Origin of the sequence: Streptomyces fulvorobeus, from assembly GCF_013167895.1 — a bacterium.
Taxonomy (GTDB): Bacteria; Actinomycetota; Actinomycetes; order Streptomycetales; family Streptomycetaceae; genus Streptomyces; species Streptomyces fulvorobeus.
In genome coordinates, this window is sequence record NZ_BLWC01000001.1 from 6429443 (window position 1) to 6445140 (window position 15698).

A 15698-nucleotide genomic window follows, 5' to 3' on the forward strand; every position below is an offset into this window, starting at 1 on the left:
CGCGCATGCCAACATCTGAGGAAGGTTCACGGACGATGCCGGACGAAAAGAAACTCGTCGAATACCTGAAGTGGGTCACGACGGATCTGCACCAGACCCGCCAACGGCTCCAGGAAGCCCAATCCGGCCGCCACGAACCGGTGGCGATCGTCGGAATGGGGTGCAGGTTCCCCGGCGGCGTCCGGTCTCCCGAGGACTTCTGGGAACTGCTCTCCTCCGGCCGGAGCGCGATCTCCGGGTTCCCCGACGACCGGGGCTGGGACCTGGAGGCCCTCGCCGGCGACGGCGAGGGGCGCAGCGCCACCCAGGAGGGCGGCTTCCTGCACGAGGCGCCGCACTTCGACCCCGCCTTCTTCGGCATATCTCCGCGCGAGGCCCTCGCCATGGACCCGCAGCAGCGGCTGCTCCTGGAAGTGTCCTGGGAGGCCATCGAGCGTTCGGGCATCGACCCGAACACGCTGCGCGGCAGCAGGACCGGCGTCTTCGTCGGAACCAACTCCCAGGACTACACCCACCTGGTGCTCGCCTCGCGCGACGACATGGGCGGCTACGCGGGCAACGGACTGGCGGCCAGCGTCCTGTCGGGCCGGCTGTCCTTCGTCCTCGGTCTGGAGGGCCCGGCGGTCACCCTCGACACGGCGTGCTCGTCCTCGCTGGTGACCCTGCACCTGGCCGCCCAGGCCGTCCGCAACGGCGAGTGCTCGCTGGCGCTGGCCGGCGGCGCCACCGTGATGGCGACCTCCTCCAGCTTCGTCGGCTTCAGTGTCCAGGGCGGCCTTGCCGCCGACGGACGCTGCAAGGCATTCTCCGACTCCGCCGACGGCACCGCCTGGTCCGAGGGCGCGGGCATGCTGCTCGTCGAGCGGCTGTCCGACGCCCGGCGCAACGGACACCCCGTCCTGGCGGTGCTGCGCGGCAGCGCGGTCAACCAGGACGGCGCGTCCAACGGTCTGAGCGCCCCCAACGGCCCCTCCCAGCAGCGTGTCATCCGCCAGGCCCTGGCCGGGGCCGGCCTCTCACCAGCCGATGTCGACGCCGTCGAGGCGCACGGCACGGGCACCACTCTGGGCGACCCCATCGAGGCGGGCGCCCTGCTGGCCACCTACGGCCAGGACCGCGAGGAGCAGCGCCCGCTGTGGCTGGGCACGGTCAAGTCCAACATCGGCCACACCCAGGCGGCCGCGGGTGTCGCGGGCGTGATGAAAATGGTGCTCGCGCTGCGCGAAGGGGTGCTGCCCCGGACCCTGCACGTGGACGCGCCCTCCTCGCACGTGGACTGGGAGGCCGGTGACGTACGGCTGCTGACCGAGCCGGTCCCGTGGCCGCAGGGCGAGCGGGTGCGCCGCGCCGGAGTGTCGTCGTTCGGCATCAGCGGCACCAACGCGCATGTGCTCCTCGAACAGGCCCCGCCCGCCGAGGAGGCCGACGAGCCCGCCACCGCGCCGGAGCTCGCGCCCACGACCGTGCCCTGGCCCGTGTCGGGCCGCGACGAGGCCGCGCTCGACGCCCAGCTGGCGCGCGTCCGCGCCCTCGCGGACGTACCGGGCCGCGACCCGCTGGACGTCGGCTTCTCCCTCGCCACCACCCGCTCCACGTTCGAGCACCGCGCGGTGCTCCTGGCCGCCGCGGGCGAGGGCGGCGCACTGGTCGAGGCGGCGCGCGGGGTGCCCGGCAAGGGCGCCGTGGCCGTGCTGTTCTCCGGCCAGGGCGCGCAGCGCATCGGCATGGGCCGCGAACTGTACGCGCGTTTCCCCGTCTTCGCCGAGGCGCTGGACGAGGTACTGGCCCGGCTGGACAAGGAGCTGGACCGGCCGTTGCGCGAGGTCATGTGGGGCACGGACCCCGAGGCGCTGAACGACACCGGCTTCGCCCAGCCCGCCCTGTTCGCCGTCGGGGCCGCGCTGTACCGGCTGGTCGGCTCCTGGGGCGTGCGGCCGGACTTCCTGGCCGGGCACTCCGTCGGCGAGATCACGGCCGCGCACCTCGCCGGGGTGTTCTCGCTGGAGGACGCCTGCCGGCTGGTCTGCGCGCGGGCCCGCCTGATGCGCGAGCTGCCCGCGGGCGGCGCGATGGTCGCCGTACGCGCCACCGAGGCCGAGGTCCTGCCGCTGCTGACCGACGGGGTGTCCATCGCCGCGGTCAACGGCCCGGACGCGGTCGTCGTCTCCGGCGAGGAGGCCGCGGTGCTCCGCCTCGCGGACCGGCTTGACCTGCAGGGCCGCAGGACCACCCGGCTCGCGGTCAGCCACGCGTTCCACTCGCCGCTCATGGAGCCCATGCTCGACGCCTTCCGCGCCGTGGCCGAGTCGCTGACCTACGGTGAGCCGTCGGTCCCCGTAGTGTCCAACCTGACCGGGGAAGTGGCCACCGCCGGTGAACTCGCCGACCCCGGCTACTGGGTGCGCCACGTCCGCGAGGCCGTACGGTTCGGCGACGGGGTGCGGACCCTGGCCGGCCGCGGTGTGGGGACGTTCCTGGAACTGGGCCCGGACGCGGTGCTCTCCGCCCTCGTACCGGAGTCCGTCCAGGACCCGGCCGTGGCGGCGCTGCCCGTGCTGCGCAAGGACACCTCCGAGGAGACCTCGGCCGTCACCGCTCTCGCCGCACTGTTCACGCGCGGAGTCGCCGTCGACTGGGCCGCGCTGTTCGCCGGCACGGGCGCGCGCCGGGTCGAGCTCCCGACGTACGCGTTCCAGCGCCGCCGGTACTGGCCCACGCTGCGCGCCGCCACCGGTGACGCCTCGGGCCTGGGCCTGATCGCCGCCGGGCATCCGCTGCTCGGCGCCGCGGTCACGATCGCCGACTCCGACGAGATCCTGCTCACCGGCAGACTGTCGGCGCAGTCCCACCCCTGGCTCGCCGACCACCGGGTCGACGGCCGGATCGTCCTGCCGGGCACAGCCCTGGCCGAACTCGCCGTACGCGCCGGTGACCAGGCCGGCCAGGACCGCGTCGAGGAATTGACCCTGCTCGCCCCGTTGGCTCCGCCCGAGCACGGCGCCCTCACCGTGCAGGTGCGCGTGGGCGCCCCGGACGAGACGGGCCGCCGCGCGCTGACCGTGCACTCCCGGCCCGCCGAAGGGGACACCGAGCCCTGGACGGCCCACGCCCGGGGCGTCCTGGCGACCGCCGGACCGGCCGACGAGCCCGGCGGACTCGACACCGCGGACTGGCCGCCGAGCGGCGCCGAGCCGGTCGGCACCGACGCTCTGTACGAGCGGCTCTCCGGCGCCGGACTGGACTACGGACCGGTGTTCCGGGGGCTGTCGGGCGTCTGGCGGCGCGACGGCGAGATCTTCGCCGAGGCGGCGCTGCCCACACCGGCCGAGGACGCCGGCGCGTACGGAATCCACCCCGCGCTGCTGGACGCCGCGATCCGCGCGGCGGGCTGCCTGGACCCCGACGCCCTCGCGGCCCCGGTCGTCCCCCTGTCCTGGAGTGGACTGACCCTGCACGCCACGGCTGCCTCCGCCCTGCGTGTACGGATCACCGCGACCGGCCCCGACGAGGTGACCCTGACGGCGGCCGACGCGACGGGCGCCCCGTTGCTCTCCGTCGACACGCTGACCCTGGGCGCGCCCGGCGGGCAGCGCCCGGCGGCCACGCCCTCGGCAGGCGGCACCGACAAGGGCGCCTTCCTGGCGCTCGATTGGATGCCCGTGGCCACACCGGAGGCCACCACCGGCACCCGCTGGGCGGTCGTCGGCGACGACGAACTCGACCTGGGCTACGCGATGCACCGCGCCGACGAAACCGTCAGCGCCTACGCGGAGTCCCTGACCGGCGCGGTCGGCGACAGCGGCGTCGCCCCGGACGTCTTCCTGGTGCCCGTGGTGGGCGACCCGCAGGTCCCCGGGCCCGAGGCGGTACGTGCCCTCACCGCCCGCGTCCTGGGCCTGCTCCAGGAGTGGCTGGACGAGCCGCGCCTGGCCGGCGCGCGCCTGGTGTTCGTCACCCGCGGCGCCGTCGCCGTCGACGGCGAGGAGATCCGGGACCTGGCCGCCGCCGCGGTCTGGGGCCTCGTACGGTCGGCGCAGACGGAGAACCCCGGCAGCTTCCTGCTGGTCGACATGGACGACGCCTTCCAGTCGGTGGGCGTCCTGCCCGGACTGCTCACCCTCGACGAGCAGCAGCTGGTGGTGCGCGACCACACGATCAGGGCGGGTCGCCTCACCCGGCTGCCCGACACCGAGGAGACGCCCGAGACCCGGGGCGCGGCCCGCGCCTGGGACCCCGAGGGCACCGTACTGATCACCGGCGGGACCGGCGGCCTCGGCAGCGAGCTGGCCCGCCACCTGGCCTCCGGGCACGGCGTACGCCGCCTCCTGCTGGCCAGCAGGAGCGGGCCGCAGGCTCCCGGCGCGAGTGAGCTGGTGGCCTCCCTGGCCGAGCTGGGCGCCGAGGCCACCGTGGTCTCCTGCGACCTGGCGGACCGAGCCGCGGTGAGCGTGCTGCTGGCCGGGGTGGACGCGGCGCATCCGCTGACCGCCGTCGTCCACACCGCCGGTGTGCTCGGCGACGCGATGACCGGCTCGCTCACCCCGGAGCTGATGGAGCGCGTCCTGCGGCCGAAGGTGGACGCGGCCTGGCATCTGCACGAGGCCACCCGTGAGCTGGATCTCGCCGGGTTCGTCCTGTACTCCTCGGTCTCCGGTGTCCTCGGCGGCCCCGGGCAGGGCAACTACGCCGCGGCCAACGCCTACCTGGACGCGCTCGCCCAGCACCGCAGGGACCAGGACCTGCCCGCCGTCTCCCTCGCCTGGGGCCCCTGGGGCCGGGGCAGCGGCATGACCAGTCATGTCAGCGCCACCGACCTGGAGCGCATGGCCCGGGGTGGCATGCCGCCGCTGGCCGTCGACCAGGGCCACGCACTCTTCGACGCCGCGCTCCTGCGCGACCGCGCCACGGTCGTGCCCACCCGGATCAACGTCGCCGGACTGCGCGAGCAGCAGGCACTGCCGGCGCTGTGGCGGGAGCTGGTCCCGCGCGCCCGCCGCTCCGCCGCCGCGGCGGACCGCTCGCCGGTCACCCTGCGCGAACGGCTGCGCCACCTCAAGCCCGCCGAGCAGGAGCGCCTGCTCGTCGAGCTGGTGGTGGGCTACTCCGCCGCGCTGCTCGGGCACCCCGACTCCAGCGGTGTGGACCCCGAACGCGGCTTTCTGGAGCTGGGGTTCGACTCGCTGGTCTCCGTCGGGCTGCGCAACCAGCTCGGCGAGGCGCTCGGACTGCGGCTGCCGAGCTCGGTGGTGTTCGACCACGCGACCCCCGTGAAGCTCGCGCGGATGCTCCACGGCGAACTGGCCGGGCAGCTCGCTCCGGGCGCACCGTCGGGAGGCTCCACGTCCGCCGCCGCGAGCCGGAGCCCGGACACGGACGAGACGCTGGAGGGCCTGTTCTACGGGGCGGTCAAGGCCGGGAAGATGGTCCAGGGCATGCGGATGCTGAAGGCCGTCGCCGACACCCGGCCCAGCTTCGAGTCCCCCGCCGACCTGGAGGAGCTGTCGCTCCCGGTCGTCCTGGCGGAGGGCCCGTCCACGCCCCGGCTGGTCTTCGTCAGCGCCCCCGGCGCCACCGGCGGCGTACACCAGTACGCGCGCATCGCGGCGCACTTCCGCGGCAAGCGGCACGTCAGCGCGCTGCCGCTCATGGGCTTCGCACCCGGCGAGCTGCTGCCGGCCACCAGCGAGGCCGCGGCCCGCATCGTGGCGGAGAGCGCCCTGCACGCCAGCGACGGCGAGCCCTTCGTCCTGGTGGGGCACTCCACGGGCGGCTCGCTCGCCTACCTGGCCGCCGGGGTGCTGGAGGAGACCTGGGGCGTCAAGCCCGAGGGGATCGTCCTGCTGGACACCGCGAGCATCCGCTACCAGCCGGGCGAGGGCAAGGACCTCGACCGGACCACCCGGTACTACCTGGCCGACATCGACTCGCCGTCGGTGACGCTGAACAGCGCCAGGCTCTCCGCGATGGCGCACTGGTTCATGGCGATGACCGACATCGAGACGGTGCCTTCGACCGCGCCGACGATGCTCGTGCGGTGCACGCGGTCGCACGACGGCTTCCTGTTCGACACCGCGGGCGTACCCGCGGACGACATCTGTGAGATCGACGCCGACCACCTGTCCCTCGCCAAGGAACACTCCGCGCTGACGGCGCGGACCATCGAGGAGTGGCTCGGCGGCCTGCCCGCCACCACGGAGGCGTGACCGTCCGGGGGCGGGCGGCGGGGACCCCGCCCCCGCCCCCTGCGCCCCCATAAGCCACATCCGGCCCTCCCGGGCCACCTGACAACTTACGGAGACCCCCCATGACCACGTCCCAGGAGCTGCCGTCCCTCAAGGGAGCGCAGCCCACCGTCCTGCGGCTGAGCCCCCTGCTGCGCGAGCTCCAGACCAGCGGCGCCGTCTGCCGGGTGCGCACCCCCGCCGGCGACGAGGGATGGCTGGTGACACGCCACGCCGAACTCAAGGAGCTGCTCCGCGACGAGCGGCTGGCCCGCGCGCACCCCGACCCGGCGAACGCCCCGCGCTATGTCCACAACCCGTTCCTGGACATGCTCGTCAGCGACGACGCCGAAGTGGCGCGCAAGCTGCACAGCGAGACCCGCGCCATGCTCACCCCGAACTTCTCCGCGCGGCGCGTGCTCAACATGAGGCCGAAGGTCGAGGCCATCGCCGAAACCGTGCTGGAGAGCTTCGTCGCGCAGGGGCCGCCGGCGGATCTGCAGGGCGGCTTCTCGATGCCGTTCTCGCTGGCCGTGCTCGGTGAACTCATCGGTGTGCCCGCCGAGGACCGTGAGCTGCTCGCCCGCCTGCTCTCGCAGATGGGCGGGCTGGACGACCCGGACACTGTCCAGGACGGGCAGCAGGACCTCTTCGGCTACCTGGTGGAGCTGGCGGGCCGCAGGAGGGCCGACCCCGGCGACGACGTGATCTCACGGCTGTGCGTGAAGGAGCCCTCGGACGCGCGCATCGGTCCCGTCGCGGCCGGGGTGCTGTTCGCCGGACTCGAGGCCGTCGCCAGCCACATCGATCTCGGCGTGATGCTCTTCGGCATCCACCCCGATCAGCTCGCGGCGGCCATGGCGGACCCGAAGGTGATGGCGGGCGCCGTGGAGGAGATCCTGCGGTCGGCGAAGGCCGGCGGCTCGGTCCTGCCGCGCTACGCCACCGAGGACGTCGAGATCGGTGGCGTCACCATCCGCTTCGGGGAGCTGGTGCTGCTCGACTTCACCCTCTCCAACTTCGACAGCCGGGTCTTCGACGATCCCGAGGTGTTCGACATCACCCGCTCGCCCAACGCCCACCTGACGTTCGGTCACGGGATGTGGCACTGCATCGGCGCCCCGCTGGCGCGCATGCAGCTCCAGACGGCGTACACCCTGCTCTTCACCCGCCTGCCCGGACTGCGGCTCGCGCGTCCCATCGAGGAGCTTCAGGTACTCGGCGGGAGGCTCTCGGCAGGGCTCACCGAGGTGCCGGTCACCTGGTAGCGCCCCGGCAGGGGCGACCGGTCAGCTCTCGCCCACGGTGATCGCCTGGGACGGGCAGATCACGCCGGCCTGCCGCGCCGCCTCCCGGGCCGGCTCGTCCGCCGGCTCGGCCAGGACCATGACGATCCCCAGATCGTCCTGGTCGAAGACGTCGGGAGCCGACAGGACGCACTGTCCGGCCCCCACACAGCGATCGGTGTCCACCCTGATGCGCACTTTTCATTCCTCCGTCGGTTGAAACTGCGGTCGTGCCGGGGCCGCCCGTCGTGGGCGGCCCCGGCGTCTGGTGTGCGGTGGCGCGGCTACCAGCGGACGGGCAGGGAGTGCAGCCCGTACAGCACCCCGTCGTACTTGATCGGCAGCTCCGTCATCGGAACGGCCAGCTCCAGCGTGGGGATCCGCTCGAACAGCGTCCGGTAGGCGATGTCCATCTCGACCCTGACCAGATTCTGGCCCAGGCACTGGTGCACCCCGTAGCCGAACGCCACGTGCGAGCGGGCGGAGCGGCTGGGGTCGAACTCGTCGGGGCGCTCGAAGACGGTCCCGTCATGGTTGGCGGCGGCGACCAGCGGGATGATGCCCTCGCCGGCCCGGATGAGCTGCCCGCCGATCTCGACGTCCTCCACGGCCACCCGGAAGGCGACCAGGTCGGCCACCGAGTAGTAGCGCAGCAGCTCCTCGACGGCCCGCTCGTCGCCGATCCACTGCGGGTGGGACAGCAGGGTGACCACCCCGAGCCCGATGTTGTTCGCCGTCGTCTCGTGCCCGGCGATCAGCAGCAGCATCGACACGCCGGACAGCTCCTGCTTGCCGAGCGTCCCGTCGGCCAGCAGCCGGCTGATCAGGTCGTCGCCCGGCCGCTTCTGTTTGATGACGATCAGCCGGTTGAGGTAGCGCAGCAGTGCCTTGGAGGCCGCCTGCCGCTGCTCGTCCGTGGAGGTGAGCGTGACCAGGACCCGGGTCTTGGTCTCGAAGAAGTCCCGGTCGGCGTGGGGCACGCCGAGCAGTGTGGAGATCACCAAGGACGGCACGGACAGCGCGAAGTCCGCGATCAGATCGCCGGTGTTGCCCGCCGCGAGCATCGCGTCGATGCGCTCGTCCACGATCTGCTGGATGGCCGGACGCATCTCCCTGACCTTGCGGACGGTGAACTCGGGAATCAGCGTCTTGCGAAACCGCCCGTGCTCCGGCGGGTCCAGGGCCACGAACCAGCCGGGCACCTCGTCCTGGGACGGCACACCGCCGGTCTTCGCGGCGCGGGGGAAGCCGGGGTGCGAGGGGTTGGAGCTGATCCGCGGATCGGTGAGCACCTCGCGGACGTCCTCGTGCCGGGTCACCAGCCACACGTGCTCACCGGAGGGAAGGGTGGTGCTCACCAGCCCTTGCTGCTTACGGAATTGCAGATACTGGGGCGGTGGGAAGGACTGGCCGGGCTGCCGCAGCGGGAAGGCGACCGGACACTTGTCGACAGTTGTCATCTTCTCAATTTCCCTGGGAGCCGGACACGCCTCAGGCGGCGTAGAATTTGCGGACCTTCCCGACGATGAACTCCTGGTCATCCTCGGTCAGTCCGGTGTGGGTCGGCAGGTAGAAGCCGTCCTCGCTGAAGCGGCTCGCGTTGAGCGAGGGCCAGACGGGGTCGAGATAGCCGGGCTGGCGGCTCATCGGCTTGAAGAACAGCCGCGTCTCGACGCCCTCGTCCCTGAGGAAGTCCATCAGCTCGTCGCGGCGTTCGGCGCGCAGGTCGTACATCCACAGCACATCGCGTGGCGGCATCAGGGTGATCCCGTCGATACCGCTCAGGCCCTCGTCGTAACGGCGCTCTATCTCCCGGCGGGTGGCCAGGATGGAGTCGAGCTGCTCGGTCTGCGCCAGCGCGACGGCCGCCTGCATGCTTGTCATACGGAAGTTGTAGGCCAGCTTCTTGTGCAGGAAGCTGTGGTCCTTGGTGAAGGCCATCGCCCGCAGATGAGCCATCTGTTCGGCGAGATAGGGGTCGTCGGTGAGACAGATCCCGCCCTCCCCAGCGGTGATGATCTTGTTGGCGAAGAGGGAGAAGCAGGCGATGTCGGCGACCGGCCGCACGCCGTGTGCCTCGGCGGAGTCCTCCACCACTCGGAGGCCGTACTGATGCGCCAGATCCATGATCGGGTCCATGTCGCACCGGCGGCCGTAGACGTGCACCGGCATGATTGCCTTGGTGCGGGGGGTGATCTTCTCCTCGATGTGTGAGACATCGATGTTGAGGTCGTCCCCGCAGTCCACGAAGACGGGGGTGGCGCCCGTGTAGGACACCGCCCAGGCCGAGGCGATCATTGTGAACTCGGGGACGATGACCTCGTCGCCGGGGCCGACCCCGAGCGCACGCAGCGCCAGGGTCAGCGCCGTCGTCCCGGAGGAGCACGCGACGCCGTGCGTGCTCCCGTTGTATGCGGCGAACGCGGTCTCGAACTTCTTGACGTACGGTCCCTGCGAAGAGATCCAGCCGCCGCTGACGGCGTCCGTCACATATTCGAGTTCACGCCCGCCGAGCCAGGGTATGGACACGGGCTGTGTGTATGACATCGGATCCCTCGATCAGTCGTTGGCGAGAGCGGGTTCGGACAGGACGGGAAGGCCGAGAAGGAGATCCGCGGCGGCGGCCCGGCCGCCCGCGGCCCGCAGCAGCTTCGAGAAGTGCTCGGCACGCTCGCGGAACGTGCTGTCCGTGAGCACCCGGGTGATCTTGTCGACGACGTCGTCGGCGTCGACGGTCTGCGGGTGGTCGAGGGTCAGGCTGACCCCGAAGTCCTGGCCCCGCACCGCCTGGTCGTCGCAGTCGACCCACAGCGGACGTACCACCAGCGGCTTACCGAAGTACAGGCCCTCGTGGTAGCCGTTGCCGCCCGCGTGGGTGAAGAAGACCTCGACCTTCGGATGGGCCAGCACATCGAGCTGGGAGGGGACCCAGTTCTCGATCCGCAGATTGTCCGGCAGCTCCTCGCGCGGCGGCAGCAACTCCTGCTGCTCCTTGGGGAGTTTCCACAGGACGGAGTGTCCGTCCGCCAGCCGCCGCGCCACGTCCACCAGCGCGCCGACCTGCTCGCGCGTCAGCCGGGTTATCGTGCCGAAACCCATGTAGACCACGGACTGCTGGGCGTCGAGCCAGTCGGAGAGACCGTCGTCGTCCGGAGCCTGCGGCAGCGGCGGCACCATGGCGCCGACAAGCCGCATCTTGTCCGGCACCGGGAAGGGGTAGTCCAGCTCGGGCACCGAGTAGCACAGCACCATCTCGGAGTGGTCGATCCGCGCCATCATCTGGCGTGCCTCGGGCGAGATCCCCAGCTCCTTGCGGATCCGGTTGTCCTCCTCGACCACCTTGCGCATCGAGGAGGTCATGAACATCCCCAGCGTCCGCAGCCTGAACAGCTGGTTCTCCACCCGCTGCGCGAACGTCATGTCCAGCGGCAGCCCGGAGTGCGGCACCGGGAAGCCGCCCGGTGTGTACGACTTGGCGAACGGAACGTGCGATGTCAGGACATTGCTCGGCACGAACGGGACGCCGAGCACAAAGGGAATGCCCTTCGTGATGGCCAGCTCGTATCCGAACTGGCACATGGACTCGATGACCATCAGCGCCGGCCGCACCTCGTCGACAATGGCTTCGAGGCGCTTGTACTTCTCCACCCGGGACGCCGGTTCGAAGGAGTGCTTGATGACCGCGCGGTGCGCCTTGAACCGCGAGCGCTGCGTCACCTCGCGGTAGGTCTCGTCGTCCCAGGTGACGGCCGACATCTGCGGCACCACCTCACCGAGCGAAGCGAATTCCACGGGCGTTTTCACCGTGGCCGCGGCGATATCGGAGCGGCCTTTTTCGTCGGTCGCGAACCACAGATCCTCCACACCGCGGCGGGACAATTCCTCCGCGAGTACGAGCAACGGGTTCAGGAGACCGCTTTCGGCATAGCTGACGAACAGGATAGGCCGCCGACTCGAGCCCATGGACAACACCCTCCGGAAGTGGCAGCCCCAACGGCAGGCGCCACAGGTCTCCACTCGGCCGGTCGCCGGGTGGCCGCGCCGCGCGTTGAAGCGGAGCAGTTACTTGGTCTCACACCACGTTCCGGAGAATCCCTAGTCTTCCGTGCGGAGTCCTTGAATTCCTTAGGGAAAAGTACAGCGTTCACGCCCCTACGATCCGGAACACAGAGGTGTCCGGGCCCGACTTCCTAGGGGTGTGCAACGTCATGACGATCGGAGCCGACGAAGACCCGGTAGTGGTCGTCGGGATGGCATGCCGCTACCCGGGGGGAGTGCGCTCCCCGAGGAGCTGTGGGACCTGGTCCTGTCGGGCCGTGACGCGATCTCCGGCTTCCCGGCGGACCGCGGCTGGGACCTGGAGGCGCTGGCCGGTGAGGGGCCGGGCCGCAGTGTGACCCGCGAGGGCGGTTTCCTGTACGGGGCCGCCGACTTCGACGCCGGATTCTTCGGCATGTCACCGCGCGAGGCCGTCTCCACCGACCCGCAGCAGCGGCTGGTGCTGGAAACCGCCTGGGAGGCGATCGAACGGGCGGGGATCGACCCCCACGGCCTGAACGGCAGCCCGACCGGTGTGTTCGTCGGCACCGGCGGCCAGGACTACGCCACCGTCACCCAGCGGTCCCCGGAGGACCTCGCGGGCCATGCCATGACCGGCCTGTCGCCGGCCGTCGCCTCCGGGCGGCTCGCCTACACCCTGGGCCTCGAAGGGCCCGCGGTCACCGTCGACACCGCCTCCTCCTCCTCGCTGGTCGCCCTGCACTGGGCGGCGCGCTCGCTGCGCGCGGGGGAGTGCTCGATGGCGCTGGCCGGCGGTGTCACGGTGATGTCCACCCCGGTGGGCTTCGTCGGCTACTCCCGCCAGGGCGGGCTGGCCCCCGACGGGCGCTGCAAGGCGTTCTCCGAGGACGCGGACGGCACGGCCTGGGCCGAGGGGGTCGGCGTCGTCGTCCTGGAACGGCTCTCCGGCGCACGGGCCCGCGGCCACCGGGTGCTCGCCGTCCTGCGCGGCAGCGCCACCAACCAGGACGGTGCCTCCAACGGCCTGACCTCCCCCAGCGGCCGGTCGCAGGAGCACGTGATCCGCCAGGCACTGGCCGACGCGGGACTCCGCGCCTCCGACGTCGACATGGTCGAGGCACACGGCACCGGCACGAAGCTCGGCGACCCCATCGAGGCGCAGGCGCTGCTGGCGACGTACGGACAGGACCGCCCGCCCGGCCGGCCGCTGCGGCTGGGTTCCCTCAAGTCGAACATCGGGCACGCCCAGGCCGCGGCCGGCATCGCGGGATTCATCAAGACGGTGATGGCCCTGCGCCACGGTGTGATGCCGCGGACCCTGCATGTCGGCAGGCCCACCTCCCACGTCGACTGGACGGACGGCGCCGTCGAGCTGCTGACCGAACAGGCCCCGTGGCACCCCGTGGGACGGCCGCGGCGCGCCGGCGTGTCGTCCTTCGGCATCAGCGGCACCAACGCGCACGTCATCGTCGAGCAGGCCCCGAGGAGCCGGAGCGGCCCTCGCCCGCCCCGCGCCCGCGGTGGTGCCCTGGGTCGTATCGGCCCGGACCGAAGCGGCGCTGGCGGACCAGCTGACCCGGCTCGGCGACTTCGTGGCCGACGCCCCCGGCCTCACCGCCCTCGACATCGGCCATTCCCTGGCGACGGGCCGCGCCGCGCTCCGGCACCGCGCGGCCCTGCTCGCACACGGGCCGCACGGGCAGGACGTGACGGAAGTCGCCCGCGGCGAGGCCGGTGACGGCGCCGTGGCGATCCTCTTCCCCGGCCAGGGCAGCCAGCGCCTGGGCATGGGACGCGAACTCCACGCGCGCTTCCCGGTCTTCGCGCGCGCCCTGGACACGGTGGTGGACGAACTGGACCGGCACCTCGACCGCCCGCTGCGCGACATCATGTGGGGCGAGGACCCGAAGGAGCTGGACCGTACGGGCTGGACCCAGCCCGCGCTGTTCGCCGTCGAGACGGCCCTGTTCCGGCTGGTGGAGTCCCTGGGCATCCGGCCCGCCGTGGTGGGCGGCCACTCGGTCGGTGAGATCACCGCGGCCCATGTCGCGGGCGTCCTCCCGCTGGCCGACGCCTGCCGGCTGGTCGCCGCGCGCGCCGCACTGATGCAGGCCCTGCCCGCCGGCGGCGCGATGGTCGCCGTGCAGGCCGCCGAGGACGAGGTCCTGCCGCTGCTCGCCGGCCGCGCCGACCGGGCCTCGGTCGCCGCGGTCAACGGGCCCGCGTCCGTGGTGATCGCGGGCGAGGAGAGCGCGGCCCTGGAGATCGCCGCACACTTCGCCGACCAGGGGCGCAAAACCAGCCGGCTGCCGGTGTCGCACGCCTTTCACTCGCCGCTGATGGATCCGATGCTGGCGGACTTCCGTGGCGTCGTGGAGTCCCTTACCTTCCACGAGCCGACCGTCCCGGTCGTCTCCAACCTCACCGGCGCACCGGCCAGCACCCTGCTGTGCACCCCCGACTACTGGGTACGCCATGTGCGCGAGGCGGTGCGCTTCGCCGACGGTGTCACCGCGCTCGGCGAGGAGAACGTGGACGTCCTGCTGGAGCTTGGCCCCGGCAGCGCACTGAGCGCCATGGCCAGGGAGAGCCTCGGTGAGGCTGCCCGATCCATGACCGTCGTCCCCACGCTGCGCAAGGACCAGCCCGAGGAGGCCGCTCTCGTCGCCACCCTGGGCCGGCTGCACACCGCCGGGGTCCCCGTCGACTGGACGGCCTTCTTCGCGGACACCGCCGCCCGGCGGGTCGACCTGCCGACCTACGCATTCCAGCACGAGCGCCACTGGCCCGCCCCGCCCGCGGGCGCCGGAAACCGGGGGACGGGCGCCACCGGGCACCCGCTGCTCGGCGGCACCCTGGAACTCGCCGACGGCGAGGGCCTGGTGTTCACCGGGGAGCTCTGTGCCCGCACCCACCCCTGGCTCGCCCAGCACGTCATCGCCGGACGGATCACGCTGCCGCAAACGGTCCTGCTCGAGCTGGTGGTCCGGGCCGGCGACGAGGCGGGCTGCGACCGGGTCGAGGAACTGATCCCCACCCGGCCGCTGGTCCTGACCGAGGACCGCTCCGTACGTCTGCAAGTGCGCCTCGGTGCGGCGGACGGCATCGGGCGGCGCGCCGTCACCGTCCACTCCAGGCCGGAGGGCGCCGTCGACGAGCCGTGGACCCGGCACGCGACGGGTGTCCTCGTCCCCGCTCACGAGGGGCCGCCGGTCTGCGCGGACCTCGGCTCCGACGTCTGGCCGCCGCGGGGCGCCGACCCGGTGGAGCTGGAGGGGTACTACAAACGCCTCGCCGACCAGGGCTTCGCGTACGGCCCGGCCTTCCGGGGGCTGCGCGCGCTGTGGCGCCGCGGCGAGGAGACCTTCGCCGACGTCGCCCTGCCCGCCGAGGCGGCCGACGCTGCCGCGTACGGACTGCACCCCGCCCTGCTGGACGCCGCGCGGCACGCCGCCATGACGGAGGACGGCAGCTTGCCGGACCGCTGGCGCGGAGTGTCCCTGCACGCGGCGGGCGCCTCTGCCCTGCGGGTGCGGATCGCCCCCTGCACGGACGAGCCGGGCAGCGTGCTGCGGCTCGCTGCCGCCGACTGCTGCGGGGCCCCGGTGCTCACCGCCGAGAGCCTGCGGGTCCGCCCGCTGTCGGCCGACGAGTTCCTCCCCGTTCTGCCGATCCCCCGGCTCAGGGCGGGGACGGACTCTGTCACCACCCGCACCACTCGGCCACCGGCAGCCGCACCGGGCGCGGGGGACGACCGCGCGCCCGCCCTGTCCGAGCAGCTGGAGCGGCTCCCCGAGGCCAAGCGGGAGCGCCATCTGCTCGCTCTCGTAAGGACCGAGGCCGCCGCGGTGCTCGGCCACGGCAGCCCGGACGCCATCGGCGCCCACCAGGCATTCAAGGAGCTGGGCTTCGACTCCCTCGCGGGCGTCGAGCTCTGCGACCGGCTCGGCGCACTCGCCGGCCGGACCCTGCCCAGCACCCTCGTCTACAACTTCCCGACCCCCGCACGGCTCGCCGGCCGTCTCGCGACGGTCCTCGCGGCGCCCGCCGCCCCGGCGACGGGGTCCGCCAGCGACGAGATCGCCAGGTTCGAGGCTGTCGTCCAGGCGGCGTCGGACGGTTCCGAACGCCGGATGATCGCCGACCGTCTGGAGAAACTCGTCTCCGCCCT

Annotated in this window: 5 protein-coding genes and 2 pseudogenes; 3 read left to right on the plus strand and 4 right to left on the minus strand. The window is 72.4% G+C overall.

Annotated elements, in window-relative coordinates; genetic code table 11:
* Window positions 1-35: 35 nt before the first annotated feature.
* Both Sfulv_RS28840 and Sfulv_RS28845 read left to right on the plus strand, forming a co-directional pair.
* Window positions 36-6203, plus strand: a pseudogene (locus tag Sfulv_RS28840) (type I polyketide synthase); the annotation flags it as partial.
* Between the two features lie 101 nt (window positions 6204-6304).
* Window positions 6305-7489, plus strand: a complete 1185-nt coding sequence (locus Sfulv_RS28845; protein WP_173317334.1) for a cytochrome P450 — start codon at window positions 6305-6307, stop codon at window positions 7487-7489.
* Between the two features lie 21 nt (window positions 7490-7510).
* On the opposite strand, the gene Sfulv_RS28850 is transcribed toward Sfulv_RS28845, so the two are convergent.
* From Sfulv_RS28850 to Sfulv_RS28865, 4 genes are all read right to left on the minus strand, one after another.
* The gene (locus Sfulv_RS28850) at window positions 7511-7705 is read right to left on the minus strand and encodes a ferredoxin (protein ID WP_173317335.1); all 195 of its coding nucleotides are present in this window, start codon (window positions 7703-7705) and stop codon (window positions 7511-7513) included.
* An 86-nt stretch (window positions 7706-7791) separates the two neighbouring features.
* A complete protein-coding gene (locus Sfulv_RS28855) occupies window positions 7792-8967 on the minus strand; it encodes a cytochrome P450 (RefSeq protein WP_173317336.1) in 1176 nt (391 codons plus the stop codon).
* 31 nt (window positions 8968-8998) lie between these two features.
* Entirely contained in the window at window positions 8999-10054 is a 1056-nt protein-coding gene (locus Sfulv_RS28860; protein WP_173317337.1) for a DegT/DnrJ/EryC1/StrS family aminotransferase, read from the minus strand.
* Between the two features lie 12 nt (window positions 10055-10066).
* Complete coding sequence (locus tag Sfulv_RS28865) at window positions 10067-11470, minus strand: glycosyltransferase (RefSeq protein ID WP_173317338.1); 1404 nt, start codon at window positions 11468-11470, stop codon at window positions 10067-10069.
* Window positions 11471-11745: 275 nt separating this feature from the next.
* Between Sfulv_RS28865 and Sfulv_RS28870 the strand changes: the two are divergent.
* A pseudogene (locus Sfulv_RS28870) lies at window positions 11746-15552 on the plus strand (type I polyketide synthase); the annotation flags it as partial.
* Window positions 15553-15698: the final 146 nt, after the last annotated feature.